The sequence below is a fragment of the Brevibacillus daliensis genome (assembly GCF_021245735.1).
In the GTDB taxonomy this organism is placed as follows: Bacteria; Bacillota; Bacilli; order Brevibacillales; family Brevibacillaceae; genus Brevibacillus_B; species Brevibacillus_B daliensis.
Map to the genome: position 1 here is coordinate 233,989 of NZ_JAJISB010000004.1, position 23,491 is coordinate 257,479.

At 41.0% G+C, this 23,491-nt stretch carries 22 protein-coding genes and 2 tRNA genes; 20 read left to right on the top strand and 4 right to left on the bottom strand.

The features are described from left to right. Nucleotides 1-209: 209 nt before the first annotated feature. Entirely contained in the window at nt 210-1,577 is a 1,368-nt protein-coding gene (locus LM917_RS06925) for a glycoside hydrolase family 18 protein (RefSeq protein ID WP_232696755.1), read from the bottom strand. Between the two features lie 319 nt (nt 1,578-1,896). Between LM917_RS06925 and LM917_RS06930 the strand changes: the two genes are divergently transcribed. The 19 genes from LM917_RS06930 to LM917_RS07020 all read left to right on the top strand — a co-directional run bounded on the left by LM917_RS06930 (nt 1,897) and on the right by LM917_RS07020 (nt 19,679). Then, a complete protein-coding gene (locus LM917_RS06930; RefSeq protein WP_232696756.1) occupies nt 1,897-2,256 on the top strand; it encodes a hypothetical protein in 360 nt (119 codons plus the stop codon). Between the two features lie 195 nt (nt 2,257-2,451). Next, nucleotides 2,452-4,032 carry a phosphoenolpyruvate carboxykinase (ATP) gene (gene pckA / locus LM917_RS06935; RefSeq protein ID WP_232696757.1) on the top strand — a complete coding sequence of 527 codons (1,581 nt, stop codon included), beginning with the start codon at nt 2,452-2,454 and terminating at the stop codon, nt 4,030-4,032. A 455-nt stretch (nt 4,033-4,487) separates the two neighbouring features. After that, nucleotides 4,488-5,081 carry a DUF1802 family protein gene (locus LM917_RS06940; RefSeq protein WP_232696758.1) on the top strand — a complete coding sequence of 198 codons (594 nt, stop codon included), beginning with the start codon at nt 4,488-4,490 and terminating at the stop codon, nt 5,079-5,081. Between the two features lie 304 nt (nt 5,082-5,385). Continuing rightward, nucleotides 5,386-6,171, top strand: a complete 786-nt coding sequence (gene sufC / locus LM917_RS06945; protein WP_232696759.1) for a Fe-S cluster assembly ATPase SufC — start codon at nt 5,386-5,388, stop codon at nt 6,169-6,171. A 23-nt stretch (nt 6,172-6,194) separates the two neighbouring features. Continuing rightward, entirely contained in the window at nt 6,195-7,493 is a 1,299-nt protein-coding gene (sufD, locus tag LM917_RS06950) for a Fe-S cluster assembly protein SufD (RefSeq protein ID WP_232696760.1), read from the top strand. After that, entirely contained in the window at nt 7,493-8,719 is a 1,227-nt protein-coding gene (locus LM917_RS06955; RefSeq protein ID WP_232696761.1) for a cysteine desulfurase, read from the top strand. The genes sufD and LM917_RS06955 overlap by 1 nt, the downstream gene beginning before the upstream one ends. Further along, nucleotides 8,706-9,152, top strand: a complete 447-nt coding sequence (sufU, locus tag LM917_RS06960) for a Fe-S cluster assembly sulfur transfer protein SufU (RefSeq protein WP_232696762.1) — start codon at nt 8,706-8,708, stop codon at nt 9,150-9,152. The genes LM917_RS06955 and sufU overlap by 14 nt, the downstream gene beginning before the upstream one ends. 39 nt (nt 9,153-9,191) lie before the next feature. Continuing rightward, entirely contained in the window at nt 9,192-10,589 is a 1,398-nt protein-coding gene (sufB, locus tag LM917_RS06965; RefSeq protein WP_232696763.1) for a Fe-S cluster assembly protein SufB, read from the top strand. A 427-nt stretch (nt 10,590-11,016) separates the two neighbouring features. Beyond that, nucleotides 11,017-11,868 carry an alpha/beta fold macrolide esterase gene (gene mle, locus LM917_RS06970; RefSeq protein WP_232696764.1) on the top strand — a complete coding sequence of 284 codons (852 nt, stop codon included), beginning with the start codon at nt 11,017-11,019 and terminating at the stop codon, nt 11,866-11,868. 421 nt (nt 11,869-12,289) lie between these two features. Further along, entirely contained in the window at nt 12,290-12,634 is a 345-nt protein-coding gene (locus LM917_RS06975; protein WP_232696765.1) for a hypothetical protein, read from the top strand. A gap of 96 nt (nt 12,635-12,730) precedes the next feature. Beyond that, nucleotides 12,731-12,822, top strand: a tRNA-Ser gene (locus LM917_RS06980). A gap of 32 nt (nt 12,823-12,854) precedes the next feature. After that, nucleotides 12,855-12,930, top strand: a tRNA-His gene (locus tag LM917_RS06985). Between the two features lie 785 nt (nt 12,931-13,715). Further along, nucleotides 13,716-14,258: an MOSC domain-containing protein gene (locus LM917_RS06990; protein WP_232696766.1), complete on the top strand. Its 543-nt coding sequence runs from the start codon at nt 13,716-13,718 to the stop codon at nt 14,256-14,258. Nucleotides 14,259-14,352: 94 nt separating this feature from the next. Then, entirely contained in the window at nt 14,353-14,862 is a 510-nt protein-coding gene (locus LM917_RS06995; RefSeq protein WP_232696767.1) for an NfeD family membrane protein, read from the top strand. A gap of 33 nt (nt 14,863-14,895) precedes the next feature. Continuing rightward, nucleotides 14,896-16,461 carry a flotillin lipid rafts scaffold protein FloT gene (gene floT / locus LM917_RS07000; RefSeq protein WP_232696768.1) on the top strand — a complete coding sequence of 522 codons (1,566 nt, stop codon included), beginning with the start codon at nt 14,896-14,898 and terminating at the stop codon, nt 16,459-16,461. A 295-nt stretch (nt 16,462-16,756) separates the two neighbouring features. Then, nucleotides 16,757-16,963 carry a copper chaperone CopZ gene (copZ, locus tag LM917_RS07005; RefSeq protein WP_232696769.1) on the top strand — a complete coding sequence of 69 codons (207 nt, stop codon included), beginning with the start codon at nt 16,757-16,759 and terminating at the stop codon, nt 16,961-16,963. Between the two features lie 62 nt (nt 16,964-17,025). Next, nucleotides 17,026-17,328 carry a metal-sensitive transcriptional regulator gene (locus tag LM917_RS07010; protein ID WP_232696866.1) on the top strand — a complete coding sequence of 101 codons (303 nt, stop codon included), beginning with the start codon at nt 17,026-17,028 and terminating at the stop codon, nt 17,326-17,328. A gap of 190 nt (nt 17,329-17,518) precedes the next feature. Then, entirely contained in the window at nt 17,519-18,064 is a 546-nt protein-coding gene (locus LM917_RS07015) for an RNA polymerase sigma factor (protein WP_232696770.1), read from the top strand. Beyond that, nucleotides 18,051-19,679 carry a YcdB/YcdC domain-containing protein gene (locus tag LM917_RS07020; RefSeq protein ID WP_232696771.1) on the top strand — a complete coding sequence of 543 codons (1,629 nt, stop codon included), beginning with the start codon at nt 18,051-18,053 and terminating at the stop codon, nt 19,677-19,679. The genes LM917_RS07015 and LM917_RS07020 overlap by 14 nt, the downstream gene beginning before the upstream one ends. A 101-nt stretch (nt 19,680-19,780) precedes the next feature. Here LM917_RS07020 and LM917_RS07025 read toward each other — a convergent pair whose 3' ends face one another. The 3 genes from LM917_RS07025 to LM917_RS07035 all read right to left on the bottom strand — a co-directional run bounded on the left by LM917_RS07025 (nt 19,781) and on the right by LM917_RS07035 (nt 22,567). Continuing rightward, entirely contained in the window at nt 19,781-20,794 is a 1,014-nt protein-coding gene (locus LM917_RS07025; RefSeq protein ID WP_232696772.1) for a BMP family lipoprotein, read from the bottom strand. 78 nt (nt 20,795-20,872) lie between these two features. After that, nucleotides 20,873-21,892: a BMP family lipoprotein gene (locus LM917_RS07030; protein WP_232696773.1), complete on the bottom strand. Its 1,020-nt coding sequence runs from the start codon at nt 21,890-21,892 to the stop codon at nt 20,873-20,875. A 237-nt stretch (nt 21,893-22,129) separates the two neighbouring features. Next, on the bottom strand, nt 22,130-22,567 hold the full coding sequence (locus tag LM917_RS07035) for a M67 family metallopeptidase (RefSeq protein WP_232696774.1): 438 nt from the start codon (nt 22,565-22,567) through the stop codon (nt 22,130-22,132). 34 nt (nt 22,568-22,601) lie between these two features. Here LM917_RS07035 and LM917_RS07040 point away from each other — a divergent pair, with 34 nt between their 5' ends. Further along, nucleotides 22,602-23,462 carry a DUF72 domain-containing protein gene (locus tag LM917_RS07040; protein ID WP_232696775.1) on the top strand — a complete coding sequence of 287 codons (861 nt, stop codon included), beginning with the start codon at nt 22,602-22,604 and terminating at the stop codon, nt 23,460-23,462. The last annotated feature ends 29 nt before the right edge of the window (nt 23,463-23,491 follow it).

Below are 23,491 nucleotides of genomic sequence, written 5' to 3' on the forward strand. Positions count from 1 at the left end.
TAGTATATGGGTAATGGTTGAAGACAAAACCTATAGCATCTCGTGCGCCATAATCATTATTACGTGTAGATTCCGAAGAAGTTTCATTCTATTATTGATAAGTTTGAACTTTATATGGATGAGAGAGAAAAGAGATTCAAAATGATAGCGCCTGTGGAACAAGTCCTCAGGCGCTATCATTAAGGAAAGAAAACGTTGACTAATAGGGGTCAATCATCATCTTTGTCTTTTTTCTTAAATCCTTTTGCAATAATTGAAATCAACTCATTCTCATGATCCCCACTTAGATCCCAGACAATAATCCCGCCATAGTTGTTCTTCTTTACATAATCGACCTTGTCTTGAAGGGACTGTGGTCCTTCAAAGGAAAACATCTCTTGTCTAGCTACACTATATAGGTAAGTCGCTTTGGAGACAGGATCATAATACTGTTTAAAGGAAGGTTCCTTGGCTATTACATTCTTTAGATGATAATAAGGGTTGTTACCTGCATTTCGGCCACCATCCCAGATACCTCGAACGCTACCAGGGGTAGCAGAGGAAAAGAGACCAGGTAGTCCAGGGATTGGACCGTCTCCTTTCACTTTTCCCCAACCTCGGGAATAAAATGGAGTTCCGACGATTAGTTTATCTTTGGGCACACCATATTTTTCGAAGTTTTTCAGAGTTTGTGCTGTATTGAAATGGGTTTTGGAAAGCTGATCATACGGTTCTTTTGGATTTTCAAGCAAAGCGGATTGGTGTCCGGTTACATTTTCCCACGCCCCGTGATAATCATAGGTCATGATGTTAATGAAATCGAGGTATTGATGATACTTATCCGGGTCTGTTCTCTCTATCATATTGATGCCAGCACCTACGGCAACAGTCAGTTCGTAATACTTGCCATCTTCTTTTCCTGCTTTATCAAGTGCTTTACGGAGATCTTTCAGGAGGAGTGTATAGGTTTCCCTTTCACTTGCATCAGCTTTTGGGGTCCCCAAGTCATCAGGAGAGTCCACAGGATCTGGTTGGCGTACTTGACCAGGATACTCCCAATCAATATCGACCCCATCAAAATTCCAGTGACGAATAAATTCAACAGCACTCTTGGCGAATTTCTCGCGGGCTTCTTGAGTGGCAGCGACATCATGGAATCCAGCAGATCGAGACCAGCCACCAACCGAAATAAGTGCTTTCACATGAGGATGTTTTTTCTTAAGCTTGCGAATGGACCCTAGGGCACCTGCATCTTTTGAACCTTCTTTGGCACCATCAATAGGGGCTAATGTGGAAGCGTATTTATCAAATATCTCTATGGTTCCTGTTTTCATGTTGATGTCTGCAAATGCGTAATTAAGATGTGTGATTTTATCCCAAGGGATTTGTGCAGGGGTGTAATTATTGTGATCATCGTAGATCGCCCATTCTGGATAGTAAGCGATAATGCGTTTGGAGTAGGGAGTTTTGTGTTTCTTTTTAGCTTCTGTGCTATTCGTGGGAGAAGGAGGGTTTGTTCCTTTTGCAAAACTGGTTGCAGGAATGACCAAGGCGAGTACAAGAAATAGAGTTGTAGCTAATGAAAGAAATCGCTTCATATGGTTTCTCCTCTCAATTTTATGATACTCATCCATTATTTAACAAATCTTTTGAAAATTCAATGTTTTTCTGAAGGAAAATTTGTTTTGTTAGATTTTACATGTATTAACTATCTTAATAATGTGATGTAACAATTTATAAATAATGTAACGTTATTAACTGGTTTCGATGTACTATGCCACCACAATCTGATTTTGACGAAAAGTATATGGACATCATGACAAGATGCGACAGAGGCTCTAAATGCTCGTCAAAGGGTTCGACTTAATCGCTTGAGAAATATAGGGAGGAGAAGAACTTGGACGGGGGGCGAGTAGGATGGTAGTAGAAGAAGCTCTGAATGAACTGGTCGGAAGAGTGGAGAAAAAGGAGTTTATCCCCTTATTGGTAGGTAAGTGGGAGCGTACGATCGGCTTTGAAATCGAGGAGGGAACAGAACGACATTGTCTATTTTTTACAGGAGGAAAAGTGAGTAGAAGATCGTGGTTACAGGTAGAAGAGGTTGATCTTTATATAATGGGGAGCGAAGAAATAATCCTGATGCTTGTCAGTGGAGAAGATCTATCCTACTCATATGCCAAGGAGAATGTATATGTTAGTGGAAGCATTTACGATCAGTTGAAGCTGGATTCAATTTTGCGTTTAACAAGCACTGCTTTTCTAGAAAAGGGTAGGTAAAGGATAATATGGAGCGAATGACAAAGGGGATTGCAGGAAAATTCACCTATGTTTCGCTCTTTTTTAGTCAAGAGTTAGAGTTGCAATCTCTTTGCAGAATCCTGTGGCTTATTTGGCTTAATGTGATATACTAATTAAAAAATAAAGCAAAGAATCCCTCACAATTTGTACATTAGGGGAAGGAGAATTTTTTACATGGAAGCCAAAACGGTTAAGCGTCTACCTGAATTACTTGCTAGTGCTCGCCCACAATATAATCTGGCGGTTTCAAAACTAATTGAAGAAGCAATCAAACGTGGTGAAGGAGTGCTGACAGACAAAGGCGCTTTAAATGCTCTGACTGGGAAATTTACTGGACGGTCTCCCAAAGATAAATTTATTGTCGACGAGGCTTCTGTTCACGACAAAATCGATTGGAACAATAATAAGGCTATTTCTTCAGAACATTTCGAGAGATTATATTCGGAAGTTCTTGCTTATCTTGAAGAAAAAGATCTGTTTGTGTTTGATGGTTTTGCCGGAGCGGATACTGCTTATCGTCTGCCAATTCGCGTGGTTAATGAATATGCGTGGCATAATCTTTTTGCCCACCAGTTATTTATTCGTCCTACTAAGGAAGAGCTGAAGAATCATGTGGCAGAATTTACTGTCATTTATGTTCCTTCCTTTAAAGCTAATCCGGAGATTCATGGTACTAATTCCGATACTTTTATCCTGATTAGCTTTGAACAAAAAGTTGTTTTAATCGGTGGTACAGAGTATGCAGGCGAAATGAAAAAATCAATCTTCAGCGTAATGAACTTTCTCCTTCCAGAACGTAATGTATTATCCATGCACTGCTCGGCCAATGTTGGACGAGATGGCGATGTTGCGCTATTCTTCGGTCTCTCTGGAACTGGTAAAACCACACTTTCTGCAGATTCAGACCGTCGCCTGATTGGTGATGACGAACATGGCTGGTCAGAAAAAGGTGTGTTTAATATTGAAGGCGGCTGTTATGCGAAGTGTATCAATCTTTCGGAACAAGGCGAACCTCAAATCTGGAATGCAATAAATTATGGTGCAGTTCTGGAAAATGTAGTAGTAGATGAAGAAACACATACAGCTAATTATGATGATGCAAAATATACAGAAAATACACGTGCTGCATATCCTGTTGAAGCGATTCCAGGTGCAGTTATTCCGGGTGTAGGCGGTCAACCAAATGTAATTATATTCCTGACAGCCGATTCATTCGGGGTAATTCCGCCGATTTCTAAACTAACGAAAGAACAAACGATGTTCCATTTCTTATCTGGTTATACCAGTAAAATGGCAGGAACAGAGCGAGGTGTAACCACTCCGCAAAGCGAGTTCTCAACATGCTTTGGCTCCCCGTTTTTACCGCTTCGTCCAGTGGTTTACGCTGAAATGCTAGGTAAGAAAATTGATGAAGGGAATGCATTGGTTTACCTTGTAAATACAGGATGGACTGGTGGCCCGGTTGGTGTGGGAAGCCGTATGAAGCTGGCATATACGCGTGCGATGGTAACCGCAGCTTTGCATGGTGATCTAGAAAAAGTAAAATATGAAACAGATCCAGTGTTTGGCGTACAAGTGCCGGTGACTTGCCCAGGTGTACCACGTGAAGTACTTCAACCAAAACAAACATGGGCAGATAAAGCTGCTTATGATGAACAAGCAAATGAATTAGCTAGTCTATTCCAAGCTAATTTCACTAAAAAATTCCCGGATGCTGTTGATATATTGAAAGCAGGTCCGGTTGTTCGCGGATAATTGATTGATCATATAGGTAAATAGCCTATATTTATACTACTGTAGTGGGCAGGCTCGTTAGGGTCCAGCGAGGGAGTGAAGACTGTCCACTATACAGTAAAGAGTGCGGAAAGTGCAAAATAATGTGATGATACGCTGTGTCACATGGTTTGCACTTTTTATTCTGCACTCTTTGCTGTGTAGCTAGGTCGTACCTTAACGGTTCTGGACAAATATGTGCTTCTTCTGCCAAGGGATTCACTGAAAAGAGAAGCTGGTTTTCTCCACTGAAGTAGGATTAAGACAACCCTTAAAAATTCTAGCAAGGGACGTTTTTTTCTACATCTCACACAAGATGTGGCGGACCAATGGCTAATGTAGGTATGTAGCTTGCTGAAATCCTGGTTTCTGCTACACTGGTAGGAAGATAATGATGAGAAAGATTCTCTTATAAGCGTGAAAGGGGCATAATGAGCATGAAAACTGTTACACAACCAGAGTCTACACTATCGCTGAAAGAATGGGCTGTTGCAGTGAAAGCGTTAGGGGAAGGGAAACAGATTATCACCGTACGTAAAGGTGGTCTGTATGAAGAAACAAGAGAGTTCAAGCTAGAAAACGATACTTTCTATTTATATCCCACTTATGAACACCAAAAAGCAGAAATGGTTAAGGAAGAGAATCAATCAGATCTTGCAGCCACATTAGAAGGCTGGAGTCCAGAAAAAACAACCGTAGAAATTCAGTATTTCGCACGTATTACTGACGATGTCGAAACGCTGAGTGAAGCTACGTTACGTGCATTAGATCCTTATCATATCTGGACCGATGATTTCGCTGACGTACGATTAAAGTGGAAAAAGACAAAACCTCTTCATATCCTTTTCGCTCGTGTATATCGATTGCATCGTCCAATCACCATTGAAATCGCTGAAGAGTATAAAGGCTGCAAATCATGGCATAATCTATTAAACAATATTCCTCAAGAAGCATACTCTCCTGTATTAAGTGAAGAGGAGTATGAAGAGAAGCGTAAAGAGATCATAGAAATAATCGAGAAAAACGAGTAAAACAATAAAAACCATTACCGAATACAGCAGATAAATCAACAAAATTTCAACAAATATAATCATGTAAAAAAGAAAGGCTTCTGCCGGTTACATGTACAAGGCGCTCACTATGATTGATAGTGGGCTTTTCTTATGAAAATTAGTAGGTAAAAACGGACTTTCTAAACATTTTTGTTTTATAAATACGCCAATAGTTCTTTCCTTGCTTTCTTTTTATAATTATTATAAGATAAGTAGTGAGAATGAATTGAGAATGAAAGCCTATCCTTTGGATAGCTGATTACAATATATGGAGGAATGACAGATGGCTACTGTACCACACTTACAGATTAATAATCTACGTGCAAAGATCGAAGACAAGGAAATTCTAAAAGGTCTAAATTTAGAGATTAAAGGCGGAGAAATCCACGCGATCATGGGACCAAACGGAACGGGTAAATCAACGTTGGCTTCCACATTAATGGGTCATCCTAAATATGAAGTAACAGGTGGCGAAGTAAGCCTGAATGGTGAAGATCTGTTAGAAATGGCAGTAGACGAGCGTGCGCGTGCTGGACTGTTCCTTGCAATGCAATATCCTTCTGAAATTACTGGAGTAACCAACTCTGACTTCTTGCGTTCTGCGATTAATGCTCGTCGTGGAGAAGGTAATGAGATCTCCTTAATGAAATTTATCCGCGAAATGGATGGCAAAATGAGCACGTTGGAAATGGACGAATCTTTTGCTCATCGTTATTTAAATGAAGGCTTCTCTGGTGGGGAAAAGAAACGTAACGAAATTCTGCAAATGATGATGATTCAACCGAACATCTGTATTTTAGACGAGATTGACTCTGGTCTTGATATTGATGCATTGAAAGTCGTTGCTAGCGGCGTTAATGAAATGCGTTCAGAAGACCGTGGTTTCTTGATTATCACCCACTACCAACGCCTGTTGAACTATGTAAAACCTGATTTTGTCCATGTTATGATGCAAGGCCGCATTGTAAAATCTGGCGGACCTGAACTGGCAGAACGTTTGGAAGCTGAAGGTTATGACTGGATTAAAGCAGAACTAGGCATCGAAGACGAAACAGTAAACGCAGAATAAGGCGGAGGAGGTCTAGACAAATCATGGGTACAGATACACAACTTCGCTTTGATCAAGAAGCGATTAAACAATATTCCCAGACGAATCAGGAGCCTTCCTGGTTTCTTGAACAACGAATTGCAGCGCTTGCGTTAACACAAACACTTGAGTTGCCTAAATTGGAAAAAACAAAAATTGATAAGTGGAACATCGACCAATTTCACCCGTTCCAAACAGAAGCATCTGTAGAGACAATTGCAGAACTGGCTGAGATCGTAAAAGAACTAGTGGACGTACAAGGTGTATCCAGCTTGCTCATACAGAAAAATGCGTCTGTCATCTATAAACAAGTAGCTGACGAGTTAAAAGCAGAAGGCGTTATTTTTACTGATTTGGCTACAGCTCTTCGTGAACATGGTGAACTTGTTCAAAAATATATGCACACAGCTGTAAAAGCTGATGAACACCGTTTGGTAGCATTGCATGCTGCTGCTTGTAATGGGGGAACATTCCTTTATGTTCCTAAAAACGTAGAAGTAAAGGTTCCCGTACAGGCGATTTACCAGGTTGCTGGTAATGATTCACTGATTGCTCCACATGTTGTGATCATAGCGGAAGCGAATTCACGCGTTACGTATGTCGATTCCTTTGTGAATGGCGAAGGTAGTAATATGGTAGCAAGCAGTGTTGTTGAAGCATTCGTTGGATCGAATGCACTAGTACAAGTGGCTTCTGTTCATTCCGTATCCGATCAGGTACATGACTATTCTTTCCGTCGTGCTGTTGTTGAACAAGACGGAAGAATCGAATGGATTCTGGGAGAAATGAATGATGGTAATACAGTGGCGGGAAATGAATCAATTCTAAAAGGAAAAGGCAGTACGGCTGACACGAAGTCAATCACTATTGGTACAGGTAAACAACGTTCCAATCTGACTTCCAAAGTTCAACACTATGGTACCCATACCGATTCTCAAATGCTCTCCAAGGGAGTAATGACTGATGAGGCGGTAGCGATCTTGAATGGTATTACTAAGATTGAAAAAGGTGCTGAAAAGGCAAATGGAGAGCAAGCAGAAAATATTCTGATGCTATCTGAAAAAGCACGTGGCGATGCTAACCCAATTCTTCTCATTGATGAGGACGATGTAACTGCTGGTCACGCAGCTTCCGTTGGTCGTGTCAGTGAAGAGAGCCTTTACTATTTGATGTCTCGCGGAATTGAGCGTAGACAGGCGGAGCGTCTTGTTATTATTGGATTCCTTGATCCTGTAGTTGCCGAGATACCGATCGAGGGAGTGAAAGATCGTCTTCGTCAGGCAATAGAAAGGAAGTTAGGCTGATGAACTCAAAAGAACTCAGCAATTTGTTTCCTATTCTTCAGCAAGAGGTAAATGGTCATCCACTGGTTTATTTAGATAGTGCTGCTACTTCCCAGAAACCAATTCAGGTGTTGGAAGCTGTAGAGAAATATTATAGAGAAAGCAACGCCAATGTTCATCGAGGTGTACACACACTAGGTACAAGAGCTACCGATTTGTACGAAGGTGCTCGTGAAAAGGTACGCTCTTACATTAATGCCAAAGAAACAGCTGAGATCATCTTTACTCGTGGTTCGACCACTGCACTTAATACAATTGCCATTGGATATGCTCGTAAGTTCCTAAAAGAAGGGGACGAAATCGTTACGACGTTAGTTGAGCATCACAGTAACTTTATTCCTTGGCAACAGGCAGCGAAGGCTACGGGAGCGACATTCAAGTTCATTCCACTTGCAGAAGACGGAACAATCACGATGGAAGCTGTGAAGGAAACAATCACACCAAATACCAAAATAGTAGCCATTCACCATGTCTCCAATGTACTTGGCGATACCACTCCGCTTAAAGAAATTACTAAGGTTGCCCATGAAAACGGCGCAATTGTTGTGGTAGACGGTGCTCAAAGCGCTCCACATATGAAAGTGGATGTGCAGGATTTGGATTCTGATTTCTATGTTTTCTCCGCTCATAAAATGTGTGGACCAACTGGTGTAGGTGTTCTATACGGCAAACGAGCTTTACTTGAAAAGATGGACCCTGTAGAGTTCGGTGGCGAGATGATCGACTTCGTTTACGAACAGGATTCCACTTGGAAGGAACTACCGTGGAAATTTGAAGGCGGCACGCCTATCATTGCTGGAGTAGTTGGTCTCGGTGCTGCGATTGATTTTCTTCAAGATATCGGTTTGGAGAATATCGAAGCACATGAGAAAAAACTGATTAAATACGCAATTGAACAAATGAAACAACTTGAGGGCGTTACAATTTATGGCCCGATTGAAAATAGAAGCAGTTTAATTACTTTTAATCTGGCAGAGGTACATCCGCATGATTTAGCTACCATACTTGATACAGAAGGCATTGCGGTACGTGCCGGTCATCATTGTGCTCAACCGCTGATGCGCTGGCTTAAGGCAACAGCAACTGCTCGGGCCAGTTTTTATCTGTATAACACGGAAGATGATGTGGATGCCCTGATCGCTGGGTTGAAAAAAGCGAAGGAGTATTTCGGAAATGTCTTCTCTTGATGATCTCTACCGTCGTGTGATAATGGATCATTACCAAAAACCGCGGAATAAAGGAAAAATAGATGATGATAGTGGATTGGTCATTAACCTGAACAATCCAACCTGTGGGGACAGCATTTCGTTATCGCTTAAAGTAGAAGATGGCATTGTTGTAGATGCCAAGTTTATTGGAGAAGGCTGTTCCATCTCCATGTCTTCTGCTTCCATGATGACGGAAGCTGTAAAAGGAAAACCGGAAGAAGAAGCAATTCGTCTGATTACTATTTTCTCTGATATGATGCAGGGAAAAGAACCGGATGATTCAGTTGACCTGGGTGATATTGAAGCGTTGCAAGGGGTCTGTAAATTCCCTGCTCGGATTAAATGTGCAACACTCGCATGGAAAGCCCTGGAACAAGGGATTAAAAAATCGGACGATAAATCGAACGAATAAAATTGAACGACTATGAATATTTGAAAAGGAGTGAGTCACATGGCAAAAAAAGCCCCAGAAATACAAGAGTATCAATATGGCTTTCATGATAAAGACGTATCGATCTTCCGTACGAAAAAGGGTTTGTCTCGTGAAATCGTAGAAGAAATCTCGCGTATAAAAAACGAGCCAGCGTGGATGCTGGAATTCCGTTTGAAATCGCTCGATATTTTTAATAAAATGCCAATGCCTAAATGGGGTGGCGATCTAGATGGTCTTAACTTTGATGAGATCACCTATTATGTAAAACCATCTGAAAAAGCTGGACGCAGCTGGGATGAAGTACCTGAAGAGATTAAAGCTACTTTTGACAAGCTAGGTATTCCAGAAGCAGAGCAAAAGTTCTTGGCTGGTGTATCCGCACAGTATGAATCTGAAGTAGTTTATCACAACATGCAAGAAAACCTGGAAGAGCTAGGAGTTCTCTTTACAGACATGGATTCTGCTGTTCGCGATTACCCTGAGATTGTACAGGAATACTTTGCAACGGTAATTCCTCCTGCTGACAACAAATTCGCAGCACTTAACTCAGCAGTATGGTCTGGTGGATCTTTCATCTACGTGCCAAAAGGCATCAAGGTTGAAACGCCACTTCAAGCATACTTCCGTATCAACTCTGAGAGCATGGGTCAATTCGAGCGTACATTGATCATCGCCGATGAAGACAGCTTTGTGCATTATGTAGAAGGCTGTACAGCACCTATCTACAGCACAGATTCCCTACACTCCGCAGTTGTTGAGATCATTATCAAAGAACGTGCTCGTTGCCGTTATACTACTATCCAAAACTGGTCGAATAACGTATACAACTTGGTAACAAAACGTGCGGTTGCCTATGCAGATGCAAATATGGAATGGATCGATGGTAACATCGGCTCCAAGCTAACGATGAAATACCCTGCTGTAATCATGAAGGGTCCTCGTGCAAAAGGTACTGTGTTATCGATTGCAGTAGCAGGAAAAGGACAACATCAGGATGCTGGAGCAAAAATGATTCACCTAGCTCCAGATTGTACGTCTACAATCATATCCAAATCCATCTCCCGTGATGGTGGAAAAGTAACATACCGTGGTCTTTCCCAGTTCGGACGTAAAGCAGAAGGCTCCAAGTCCAACATCAAGTGTGATACATTGATTATGGATAAATTGTCTACCTCTGACACGATTCCATACAATGAAATCATGAACGACAACATTACGCTTGAGCATGAAGCAACGGTATCTAAAGTATCTGAAGATCAATTGTTCTATCTGATGAGCCGTGGTCTAACTGAGGCAGAAGCAACAGAAATGATCGTAATGGGCTTCATCGAGCCATTCACAAAAGAATTGCCGATGGAATATGCAGTAGAGATGAACCGTTTGATTAAATTTGAAATGGAAGGCTCTATTGGATAAGTTGCATGTCATGATAGTAAGGGTTGGGCGGTAGTAGTCCACCGAATATGAATATCTCGTTTAGGAATCCGTATATTTTGCTTGCGGATTCCTTTTTGTTTATGGCGTACCCATCAGACAAGCCGTATCAGGGAAAAATCTCACGTTCGGTTGCGGAAAGAGGGGAGTATACAAAAAGAGATCTCTTTGGCTATATATCTTCTCGTTCCAATACCATTTGAGAGCCGTGTGTTATACTTGGTTAGAGAGTAAAAAAACCTCATATCCTTTTAACTGGGAGAGTGTATATCATGATTATCAAATTCATTCGTCTGCGTTAATGACAGGTACCATTCGTTTATACTCATTTGATTTATTAAAAAATCGTGAGTATATTTGAGTGCGCCTTTTTACATTGACCAAATACGAAATGAAATGAGGAATAATCATGAGTGAAAAGATCGTATCTGCAAATGGCATTGAAATATGTACAGAAAGTTTCGGTAATCCAGCTAATCCGGCAGTATTATTAATAATGGGTGCCATGTGTTCTATGGTTTATTGGGATGAAGAATTTTGCCAACAAATAGCTGATACAGGAAAGTTCGTCATTCGATATGATAACAGGGATGTTGGACGTTCCACTACCTATGAGCCAGGGACTTCTAACTATACAGTAGAAGAGATGGCGGATGATGCAGTAGGGATACTTGATGCTTATCAAATTGACAAGGCACACTTGTTTGGGATGTCGCTCGGTGGCATGATTGCCCAGGTGGCAGCAGTAAAGTATCCGCAAAGAGTTCTAACGATCACATTACTTGCCTCCAGTATTTTCGGTTCGGATAACAATAACCGTGAGTTACCACCAATGGATGAAAGGATTCTGGCCTACCATGCGAATGGAGCCACCCTTGATTGGTCAGATCACGATGCAGTAGCAAAGTATCTGGTTGCAGGATCAAGTTTACTTTGCGGTTCTAAGCACGCCTTTGAAGAAGAGAGAGCTTATAAACAGGTACGTGCAGAGATAAAACGAGCTAACAATCTACTTAGTATGTTTAATCATGCTCTTCTTGTAGGTGATGAGTTCTATGAGGGAAAGATGAAAGAATGTAACATGGCTGCACTGGTTATTCACGGAACAGAAGATACGGTGCTGCCTTTTGAGCATGCACTAGCTCTTAGGGATGAATTGCCCAACTCTTCCTTGGTAATTCTTGAAGGTACAGGGCACGAAAATCACTCCGATGATTGGGATCGCATTATTACCGCATTTTCAAAACACACATTTGTTTAGGTAAACACTGAACTCACATAAACGAAACAGGAAATTAGCTAAGAAGGGTTACATAATTGGTTCAATCCAATTGTAATCCTTTTTTGTTATGCAAAAATTTCTAGGAAATATAAGTTGGATACCTGTTAATACCTACATAAGTTGAATCAGGATAATCAAAATACATAGGCTACTTCTTTATAGATAAAACTTTTACCGTTAATTTGTAGATAGGCTTTACTAAATTATTTTCGACACGAAAAAGCACAATGATAGATAAATTGTCGAATTAGGGTCGAAAGCACTCTTCATGAGACCTCTATTCGGAAGAAATATAGCTCCTTATGTTGTAAATTAGACAATCAAAGCAGTTTCTCTGGTAGAGAAATACATACGAATATGGTAGAATATAGAAAATTTGATAAAGCAAGGTGGTGCTGAGGTGAAAAATGTATTCTCGTCTTACTGGAACATAAGTGTTGCTCTGCTTTGTTCACCATTAATCTTCCTTGCCATGTATGGCGATTATCATAATGGAAGTGTTTGGCTATATATATTGCCAATGGTTGCCTTGCCTTTACTTATTACTCAATTTTCTTATCTTTTATTTGGAATGATCGTTTCTATGCTTGTCTCGATAGTGTGCACCGTCCTCTTTTTTGGAGAAGCTGTATATTATTACAAACCGTTCACACCTGAATCGATAGTGATTGTATTAGGCATTTTGTATGCATTACCTCAGATTATGATGCATCAGGTTCTCCGTTTAGTGAAACAGAAAGAATAGGGAAGGAAGGGTGAAAATTTTTTAATAAAAATGAATCAATATCCTTGTAATTTATAAATTAGAGTGCTATACTAATCAAGTGTTCGCTGATGAGATGGACAGGTGTCCGAGTGGCCGAAGGAGCACGATTGGAAATCGTGTAGGCGGGTTCAACCGTCTCGTGGGTTCAAATCCCACCCTGTCCGCCATTTTACCTTTTATGTAACAGTTTGAACACGTGGCGATCGTGGCGAAGTGGTTAACGCATCGGATTGTGGTTCCGACATTCGTGGGTTCGATTCCCATCGGTCGCCCCATTTTACTTACTAAGACTATAACTGCTACAGATGAACCTTTTTTGTTCAAGGAGACTTGGATGGAAAAGGTTTTTTTACTGTATCGGAAAGTATAAACTACGAAGCCTCTCATCCCGATACGCATGAAAAGTATCCGCTGATGAAGGACCAGCTTCTTCGAAAGGCTTCAATAGAGACTTTTCTTATTATTTCAAAAAGAATAAACTATATAGAGGAGCAGAAGAAGCACATTTTTTGACTGCAAACTCGTTAAGGTCCAACAAGGAAGCGAAGACTGTCCGCTACTGGGCAAAGAGGGCGGAAAGTGCAAAAGGAAGGAACGCTACGCAGTGTCTCACGGGTTGCACTTGTTAATCCGCCCTCTTTACCCAGTAGCTAAGTAGGACCTTAAATAGTTCTGGACAAAAAATGTGCTTCTTCTGCAACCGGATTCAGAGGAAAAATAGAATCAAAACCAACAGCATTAAAACCAATGGCTTGGACAAACCAGCTTCTCTTTTCACACGGAGCGTCTTGGCGAAGCCCATCCAAGCGGAGCATTATTCATCGGGAAAGAGAAGCGAAACGAGAGCAACTTACAGTGGATACATCGTTTTGAGTTTCCTTAAGGAATATTGTGGAGCGGACAGTCTAACCCCTTGTGGGGCGAAGACTTTTAGCGAAGAGTGAAAAGAGAAGCTGGTTTTTTCCACTATGGTAGGATGCAAGAATGCTTCAAAGCAGTAACCTGATAAGCTAACAGTCATGTGCTTACAACTTTACATGTAAAGGATGTTGTGGAAAACATGGATGGAGTAGTAGTTGCAGTGAGCAGTAGCACAACACATACGTTTAGTAAAAGTAATCAGAACAAAATTAGGCTCATAGCGGGTCAGGGAGTTGAAAATGATGCGCATCTTGGAGTAACGGTCAAGCATCGATCGCGGGTAAAGCAGGATCCGACTCAACCCAATCTGCGTCAGGTTCATTTGATTCATATGGAATTATTAGAAGAATTGCAATTGAAAGGTTTTGATGTGTCTGTTGGGCAATTGGGGGAGAATGTGACGACACGCGGAATCAACTTACTCGGGCTACCAACTGGTACGAAGCTACATGTAGGGGAGACTGCGGTAATCGAAGTAATGGGTTTACGCAATCCCTGCGCTCAAATCGACCATTTTCAACCTGGTCTACTGGCGGCTGTAGTAGGGAAAGACGATGAAGGAAATCTGATTAGAAAGGCAGGAATAATGGGGGTCGTGCTAACGGGTGGAAACGTGCAACCAGGTGATTCGATTCGTGTTGATTTGCCACCAGAGCCTCATAAACCTCTCGAACGTGTGTAAGTGGATATAGGATGACTAACAATTTTTGGAACCTTTTCTCAAGTTATTCGTATAACCATATAAGTGCTAAGGCAAAGAGAAAAGAGGTGATCATATGGTAACGTTGGATATGATTTTCATTGGATGCATCGCTTTTGGATTGGTGTTTGCACTTGCGTTATTATTTTTTGATCTATCTGTTTTACATATAGGTTTAGATATCCCTGCACTTCATCCTGTCTGTTTCGTTAGTGCGTTGACTGCTTTTGGTGCCTCTGGTCTACTACTCACGAACTTCACTTCACTTTCATCTGGAATTTTGCTGTTACTTTCGACTGTTTTTGGTTTGTTTCTGGCCCTTGTAAGCTATTTTTTCTGGATACGGCCAATGGCTAATGCCGAGAATTCTACTGGTTTTTCCATTCTTGATCTAGAAGGAAAGATTGGAGAAGTTATTACGACAGTTCCTGCTTCTGGCTATGGAGAGATTATTGTAAAACTCTTAAGTGGAACGACCAATCAAATCGCTGCCAGCTATGATGGAAACGCTATTATGGAGGGTTCGCGTGTCATTGTTGTCAAAGTGGAGAAGCATGTTTTACATGTTATTCCCTTTGATTCATAGATTACATAAGAGATAGAAGGAGGAAAATGAGGAATGGATATTGACCCTATATTCTTGGTGCCCATTATTGCGGTAGCTGCTGTTTTTATCATAGTTGGGATAGCTTTTTGGGCACGGTACAAAACGGTTGGGGCCGATGAAGCTATGATTGTGACAGGTAGTTTTCTGGGCACCAAAAACGTACTAACTGATGAATCTGGACGCAAAATGAAGATTGTTAGAGGTGGCGGTGCATTTATTCTGCCTATTTTTCAACAAGGGAACTTTATAAGTTTATTGTCTCATAAGTTGGATGTACTAACTCCAGAAGTATATACGGAACAAGGGGTTCCTGTAATTGCAGATGGGGTAGCTATCATTAAAGTCGGCGGTTCCATTGAAGATATTGCTACTGCGGCTGAACAGTTCATGGGTAAAACAAATGATGAGCTAAAATCAGAAGCAAGAGAGGTATTGGAGGGATACCTGCGTGCTATTCTGGGAAGTATGACGGTGGAGGAAATCTATAAGAATCGGGAGCGTTTTGCTCAGGAAGTGCAATCCGTTGCAGCTCGTGATTTGAAGAAAATGGGTCTGAATATAGTCAGCTTTACCATTAAAGATGTACAAGATAAAAACGGATACCTGGCTGCTCTGGGGATTCCCCAAATTGCGGCAGTAAAACGGGATGCCAGTATTTCGCAGGCAGAAGCTGACAAGGAATCTCGTATCAAGCAGGCACAGGCTGAAGAACAGGCAAAAAAAGCGGAATTGTTAAAAGAGACAAATATTGCCGAGGCTGAAAAGGAGAAAGAGCTGAAGGTCGCTTCGTTTAAACAGGAGCAGGATAGAGCCAAGGCGTCTGCTGACCAGGCTTACACTTTACAACAAGCTATTATGAAACAGCAGGTAACACAAGAGGAAATGCAAATTGACATTGTGCGCAGAGAAAAAGAAATTCTGTTGGAAGAAAAAGAGATCCTTCGCAGAGAGCGTCAGTATGATGCGGAAGTGAAGAAAAAGGCTGATGCGGACCGTTATGCAGTCGAACAGGCAGCCGAAGCGGAGAAATCCAAAAAAATGCGGGAAGCTGACGCACTTAAATACAGTATTGAAGCAGAGGCGAAGGCACAAGCGGAGCAACAGAGAATGGCAGGTTTGGCTCAGGCAGACGCAGAGCGAGCGCGTGGTACTGCTGAAGCGGAAGTAACCCGACTGAAACTGGAAGCAGAGGCGGAAGGGAAAGAAAAACTGGCAGAAGCCTATGAAAAATTCGGTCAGGCTGCCGTCCTCGATATCGTTGCCAAGATGTTACCTGAATTGGCGGAAAAAGTGGCAGAACCGATGAAGAGCATCGACAAAGTTACGATCATTGATACAGGGAATGGTCAAGGTGATGGTGTAAATCGTCTTAGCATGAATGTGACCAAATTAATGTCACAGTTGCCAGAGATGTTAAAAGATGTATCTGGTCTAGACATGAATCAAATGATTGGAAGATTTGTTAGCAATACACATGCGCAAGAGGAAGCTGCCGTCACGTTAGCTCCGAATAGCGAAGGTAACCATGCAGATCAAGATCATGCTGAAAAAGAAGATTCTAAAATAGGTAACGCTTGATTAGGATGTAACGACATAGCAAAACGGTCATGACCGTTTTGTTGGACCGCAAGCGGTCACATCCAATTTTATGAATAACGTCGAGACGTTCTTCACAGAAAAAATAACTGAGTGGTCAAATGACTACTCGGTTATTTTGCATTGAACAAGGAAGAATTTATGTGTACTGCTCTTTACATACACTAGGGGGGTATAGTAATATAGTGATAAGGTACTAGATAGGATATAACACACCAGTCATAACGAAATAATCAGCTGGAAGTGACAAGCACGATAAATGAAAGGGGAACATACCATGGAAAATGTAACATTGAAAGTATCAGGAATGTCTTGCAACCATTGTGTGCAAGCAATCGAGAAAGCTGTAGGTAAGCTTGATGGAGTTACCCTAGTTACCGTTAAATTAGATGAAGCGGAAGTAAAAGTACAATTTGCTTCGGCTAAAACAAATCTTGAGCAAATTAAAGAAGCTATCGATGATCAAGGTTATGATGTAGAATAATGAAAGAAGTTTTTTCGCTCGGAGGTGAAGTGGGTATGGAAGAAAACCTTTTGCAGGGGGAAATGGCTGATCATTGCACTACAACAGAACGTAAGAGTCATCATTCCGATAAACTGAAAGGGAATCTACAATCTCGATTAAATCGAATTGAGGGGCAGATTCGCGGCATCAAGGGTATGATTGAAAAAGACGTATACTGTGATGACGTTCTTAATCAGATTGCTGCTGTTCAATCGGCACTTAATTCTGTTGGCAAAATTCTGTTGGAAGGCCACATGAAAACCTGTGTCATCGAACGGTTAAGTGAAGGCGATCAAGAAGTGGTTGATGAATTTATAAAAACCGTAAACAAATTAATTAAGTAATACCGGGAGAAGCTCCGGTGTCAAGTATGAAAGAGGCCATCCTTTGAGCGAAGAGGACGGTTTCTTTTTTTTTTTGAAAAAAATAAAAAAATTTGTAACTTTTCGAGAAAAATTCCGACTGTTTATATTGTAAAACGGAAGGAGGTCATTAGCAAGCGATCATGGCTTTTCTTAAATGAGGAGGAGAACTTTGTTTACAGAAGAGGCAATTCATCAGGAGATTAAACAGATTTATGAAGAGTATTACAAGGAAGTATATCAGTTTCTTCTCTACTTCACAGGTGATAGGAACAATGCTGAGGATTTGACCCAAGAGGTGTTTCTACGTGTAATGGATGCACTGCCCAGATTCGAGCAGCGTTCTAGTTTAAAAACATATATTTTACGCATTGCCAAAAGGGTTGTCTATGATGATTACCGCAAGAAAAAGGTAAAGACCATATTTGCTGGTAAATGGCTTATGTTTTTTCACTCAGAAGAAGGATTACCCGAAGAAGAATTGCAGGCAAAGGAAGACAAGAAAAATGTAGAGAAGGCTTTGCAACAGATCAAACCGAAATATCGAACTATCATTTTTCTTCGTGGGGTCAAGGGTTACAGTATCAAGGAAACAGCAGAGGTCATCGGGTGCAGTGAAGCGAAAGTCAAAGTTGATTATCACCGGGCAAAAAAAGAGCTTCGAATGAAGTGGGAAGCAGTTGCAGGAAAGGAGAGTTACATCAATGCGTTCAAATGAAGACAAAGCCCAAGAAGAACAACTGATAGACGAGTTGAAATACTTTTCAAAGTTGGAACCGCGAGCTACGATGAAGAATTCATTTGAAGCATTGCTCAGCCAAAGAATTGAAAAAAAACAACGAATGAAAAGGAGAGTAAATATTATGATTAAAGTAGGAGTTTCCTCGTCTGCAGCAGCAGTTATGGCAGGAGTATTATTATTTCCATCTCCAGGAATGGATGGACAAATCCCTGGTCAAGTGAAAACCGTCGCAGTTCAAGAGGCACAGCAAGGAAAGCAGCAAAAAAATATAGAATTGACCTCAGCAGCAAAAGAAACACTTGATAAAATATACAAAATATTTCCGGTACTACAAAATAAACAGCTAAAGCTAACAACTCTATTTCGTGATGATGGACGCTATTACTTGTATTTCGACGAGGTAATAAACAATGAGGAGTCCAAAGTAGCACATATTACAATTGATGCTCAAACAGGAGGGTTAATTTCCTACTCTGGAATTAACCCTCCCGAAGAATTTGAGAATATAAAACCTTCCGAAAAAATCATGAAAGAGAAAAGTACATTGTTTTTGCAACAGTTACTTGGCGAAGATGCAAAAAATTTTCAGGTGCGCGAGATAAATTATGAGTACCAACACGCTAGTGTTCACATGTCCCGATATGTAAATGGTCTGCCTGTACAGGGAGATAGCTATGTAATTGGCTTTTATCACAATGGAGACATTCAGTATGTAAATGGCGGAGGTGGATACTTTAAAGGCATTTCTGTCAATGAGTACCCTGTGCCAATTAAAACAACGGTAACAGAACAAGTAAAAGAAAGAATAATGGAGCAAGGAAAACTAATCTATAGCACAGAACAGGGTTTACTTAGCTATGATATTGCTCGATCCCCAGAATTTTTTGATGCGAACACGGGAGAAAAAGTTTGGATTAGTCAACCAGAAGAGGTGGTAACAACAGAAAACATAAATCCGGGAGGTAAAAAGCTTACGGTTGCTAGTGTTGATAAGCTCCCGACTCTGTTACAGGATGAACTGAAACTAAATATGAAAGGCGCAACGATTGCCAAAAGTGATCTTCCTCCTAGCATGATGATACCAAACCAAGCAGAATACGACATAGAAGTAAACGGGAAGAATGTTTATGGGGTAATGATTGAAAAAGGGGAAGTAAAAACCGTACGAGTACATTCCAGTGCCCTAAATGAAACCTCTGTAAAGATAAGTGCACAAGAGGCAAAAAAGAAAGCCATCTCAATCATAGAGCCTTACATGGAAAAAACAATAAAAGAAGTACAATTGAAAGTGGAAGAAAAACCAAACAGCTATTCCTATTACATGGAAGTACTGCATAACGGCATCTTGATGACTGACCAAAATTATCTGATAGAGTTAGATAAACAAACAGGCGAGCTTGTTCATTTCAAAAAGAGACATGATACTCCTACCAAGGCATTACCAAATATGGTTACCCCTGATCAACTGGCAAAACTAAAATTAGAAGCTTTCAAAAAGAAAGAAATGGAACTGGTCTATGTTTACCCGTTTGAAAACGGCAAGCTCCAACCGAAACCAGTTCTGGTATACAGGCTTATCAATAAAAGATGATATGCGTCATCCTATAAACTGAATTAGTACCACTAAAAAATGCCTTCTCCCCAATCATTTGATTGGGAAGAAGGCATTTCTTTTGATTTATAATAAGTAACCTATTTAACTACAATTTCACCATCAATGATCTTCTTACGGTATTCATCTATCTTGGTCCATACTTCCTCTGGGATATTCTTACGAGAAGAATCAGATAGACCAACACCGTGTTCTTTTAAACCAAGAGATATGGTTTTTCCACCTTCGAATTTACCGTTAACAAAATCTGTTGCTACCTGATAAGCTGCTTGGTCGACACGCTTCATCATTGAGGTAAGTGTTACGTTATCACCGAATACCAATGCCTGATCCATATCGACACCAATTACCCATACGTCTTGACCTTTTCCTTTACGATCCTTCGCTTCATTAAAGACACCGTCGCCAGATGCACCCGCAGCGTGATAGATGATGTCTACGCCATTGCTGTACATGGCAGAAGCAGCAGACTTACCAGCGTCTGGTTTATCAAAAGCACCTGCGTATACAGTTGAAATCTGGATGGATGGATCAACTGCTTTAACACCTTGAGCAAAACCTTGTTCAAAGCGCTTGGTTACTGGAATTTCGATTCCACCGACAAAGCCTACTTTTTTGGTCTTCGACATGGAGGCAGCTACTACACCTGCCAAAAAGGAACCTTCCTGTTCTTTGAAGACAACGGACATAACATTTGGGGCTTCAACAACACCATCAATCACAACCATTTTTGAATCAGGATTTTCTTTTGCAACTTTTGCTACGTGCTCCGTAATAGGAAAACCAATTCCAAAGGTTAAATCCCATTTATCTTTTACAAATTGAGTCAGGTTAGGGATAATATCAGCATCACTTGAAGATTGCAGGTATTCAATATCTGCTTGTGATTCTTGTTTTACTTTTTGCAGACCTTCCCATGTTCCTTGATTAAATGAGTTGTCATTAACTGTCCCCACGGAAGTAACCATTCCGATTTTAACAGCAGATTTACCATTTTCAGCAGGTGCATTATTATTTCCGCCACCACCACATGCTGTTACGAGCAGTGGAATTGCAAGTAAGAAAGAGAGGCTGCGCTTGGTTGATTTTTTCATTAGGTAATCCTCCTGTTGCTACGTGTAAAAGACAGCAAACGACTTGAAGGAATCTTGTCGTATGCTGTCTTGATTGATTTATACAGTTTCAGGTACTGTGATCTCGCCATTTACGATTTTTTGTTTAAATTCTTCGATCTTTTTCCAAACATCTTCTGAGATGTTAGTGGATTCTGCTAGACCAACACCATTTTCTTTTAGTCCTAGACTAACTGCTTTTCCACCGTCAAATTTGCCATTCATCAAATCTGTTGCAACACGATAGGTAGCTTCATCGACGCGCTTCATCATGGAAGTAAGTGTAATATCGGTACCAAAGATTTTGCTTTGATCCATATCAACACCAATTACCCAAACCTCTTCACCTTTTGCTTTACGGTCCTTAGCCTCATTAAACAAACCGTCACCAGTAGAGCTTGCTGCGTGGAACACTATGTCTACACCTTGGTTGAACAGAGTGGAAGCAGTAGACTTACCAAGGTCAGGTTTGTCAAATGCCCCAGTGTAAATGGAAACAACCTTAATGTCAGGCTTTGCTGCTTTTGCACCAGCTACGAATCCAGCTTCAAAACGTTTGATAACGGGAGTCCCAACACCACCCATGAAGCCGATTTTGCCTGTTTTGCTCGATAATGCTGCTGCTACACCTGCTAGATAAGAACCTTCATGCTCTTTAAAAGTGATGGAGGTAACGTTAGGCAAATCAACGACAGAATCGATGATTGCGACTTTAGCATCAGGGTTTTCCTTAGCTACTTTTTCTACATGATCGGACATGAGAAAGCTTACTCCAAAAGTAAGATCCCATTTATCTTTTACGAATTGCGTCAGGTTCGGAATAATATCTCCGTCACTTCCTGATTGCAAGTATTGTACTTCTGCTCCTGTATCTTTATGGAATTTTTCCAGGCTCTCCCACGTCATTTGGTTGAAAGAGTTATCGTTTACCGTACCCGCTGCTGTAACCATACCGATCTTCAGGTTTTTTCCAGTGTCTCCTGTTGGCGCGCCTGAATCTTTATTACCGCCGCCACAGCCACTAAGTGCCAGTGATAGAACCAATAAACTGGAACCCAAGATGGAATAAAGCTTTTTCATGTTGAAAATCCTCCCTTTGTGTCTCGAACTGATGCATAAACATGTTAAATTATGGACAAACGTTGCAAGTTTAGCAGGATACAATTGGCAAGTCAAATGATTGACAATTATGAAAAACAGACCATCGCTACCATATCCTGCCCTTGATCTTAATTTGCTCTATCATGAAAGTTTTCATGTGCACCATTAAAAATTGAGGATTTCGAGGAAAAAAGGTAAACTAAGAAAAGTTAATTTTTATACGATCACAAATGGGTATTCTTCCCATGTGCCTGCTTCTATCTTGTATAACACAAGTGTCTCTGGTTCAGTAGAGAAGGAGATAATCCAATAGCTAAGCATGGGGTAATGCCAGTTCGCTACATCTATAGAGGAAGGGAAAGCATCCGTTACGGGGTGGGTATGAATGATGCCTTGCCACTGTAAGCCGGCATGTCTAATTTTTTGTAGAGTGGAGAAAAACTGCGCAGGTTTCCAGGTAAATCTGTCAACAGAATGCTCGGAAACTGGTGCTGGATAAAAAGCGGTAATCTCCTGATCCTGACCAGCCAAGAGAGCGCTGAATTCAAGTGGAAGCTGCTGTTTAGCTTCTGCCACTAGTTGTTTATATATCGTATTTTTCATAGTCAAAGGTTTATTTTTTTGAAATGGATGACCCATAATTGTGGGAAGCATAAGAAAACCACCTTACATGAGATGGGGGAAACGCATGAAGCATCAACCAAAAATAGAAATCGGTGTTTGTGGTTGGGGAGATCACGACGAGCTTTATATGCATGGTGTTCGTTCCCAAGATAAATTATCTGTCTATGCCAGTCATTTCCCCATTGTAGAGTTGGACAGCTCATTCTACGCCATTTTACCACAAAAGAATTATGCGAAATGGGTGAAGGACACACCTGATGCATTTCGGTTTATCGTGAAACCTCACCAGGCAATGACGGGACACCAGCGGCAGATTGAACGAGATGAAAGGCTGACTATTTTTAACCAATTTAGTGAGAGCATTTCTCCCTTGATAGAAGCGGGTAAGCTGGAAACCTTACTTTTTCAATTTCCACCCTGGTTTGATTGCAAACGAGAGAATGTGCAGTATGTTAAATATTGTGTTGAGTATTTTAACGCATTTACGGTTTCAGTAGAATTTCGCCATCAGAGCTGGTTTGAGCCAGCTTATTATGATAAAACGTTAGCATTTATAAAAGAAATTGGAGCGGTGCATGTTATATGTGATGAACCACAAGCTGGAAGTGGTTCCGTGCCGATCGTTCCAGAAGTAACTCATGAAAAATTATCGTTGGTCCGCTTTCATGGACGTAATATCAGCGGATGGCGCGATGCTGGTGGGAGAGCAAATTGGCGAGATGTTCGTTATCTGTATCACTATTCGGAGGAAGAGCTTCAAGAGTGGAAGCCACGATTGATTCAGGTTAGTGAACAGACAGAAAAGGTATGCGTTTTATTTAACAATAATTCGGGTGGTGACGCTGCTGGTAATGCCAAGCGGATGATGGAACTATTAGGAGTTGATCCGGATGGGTTAAATCCGAGGCAACTAGAGTTGTTTTAACAATAATGACTATAGCGCAACGCGCAGGA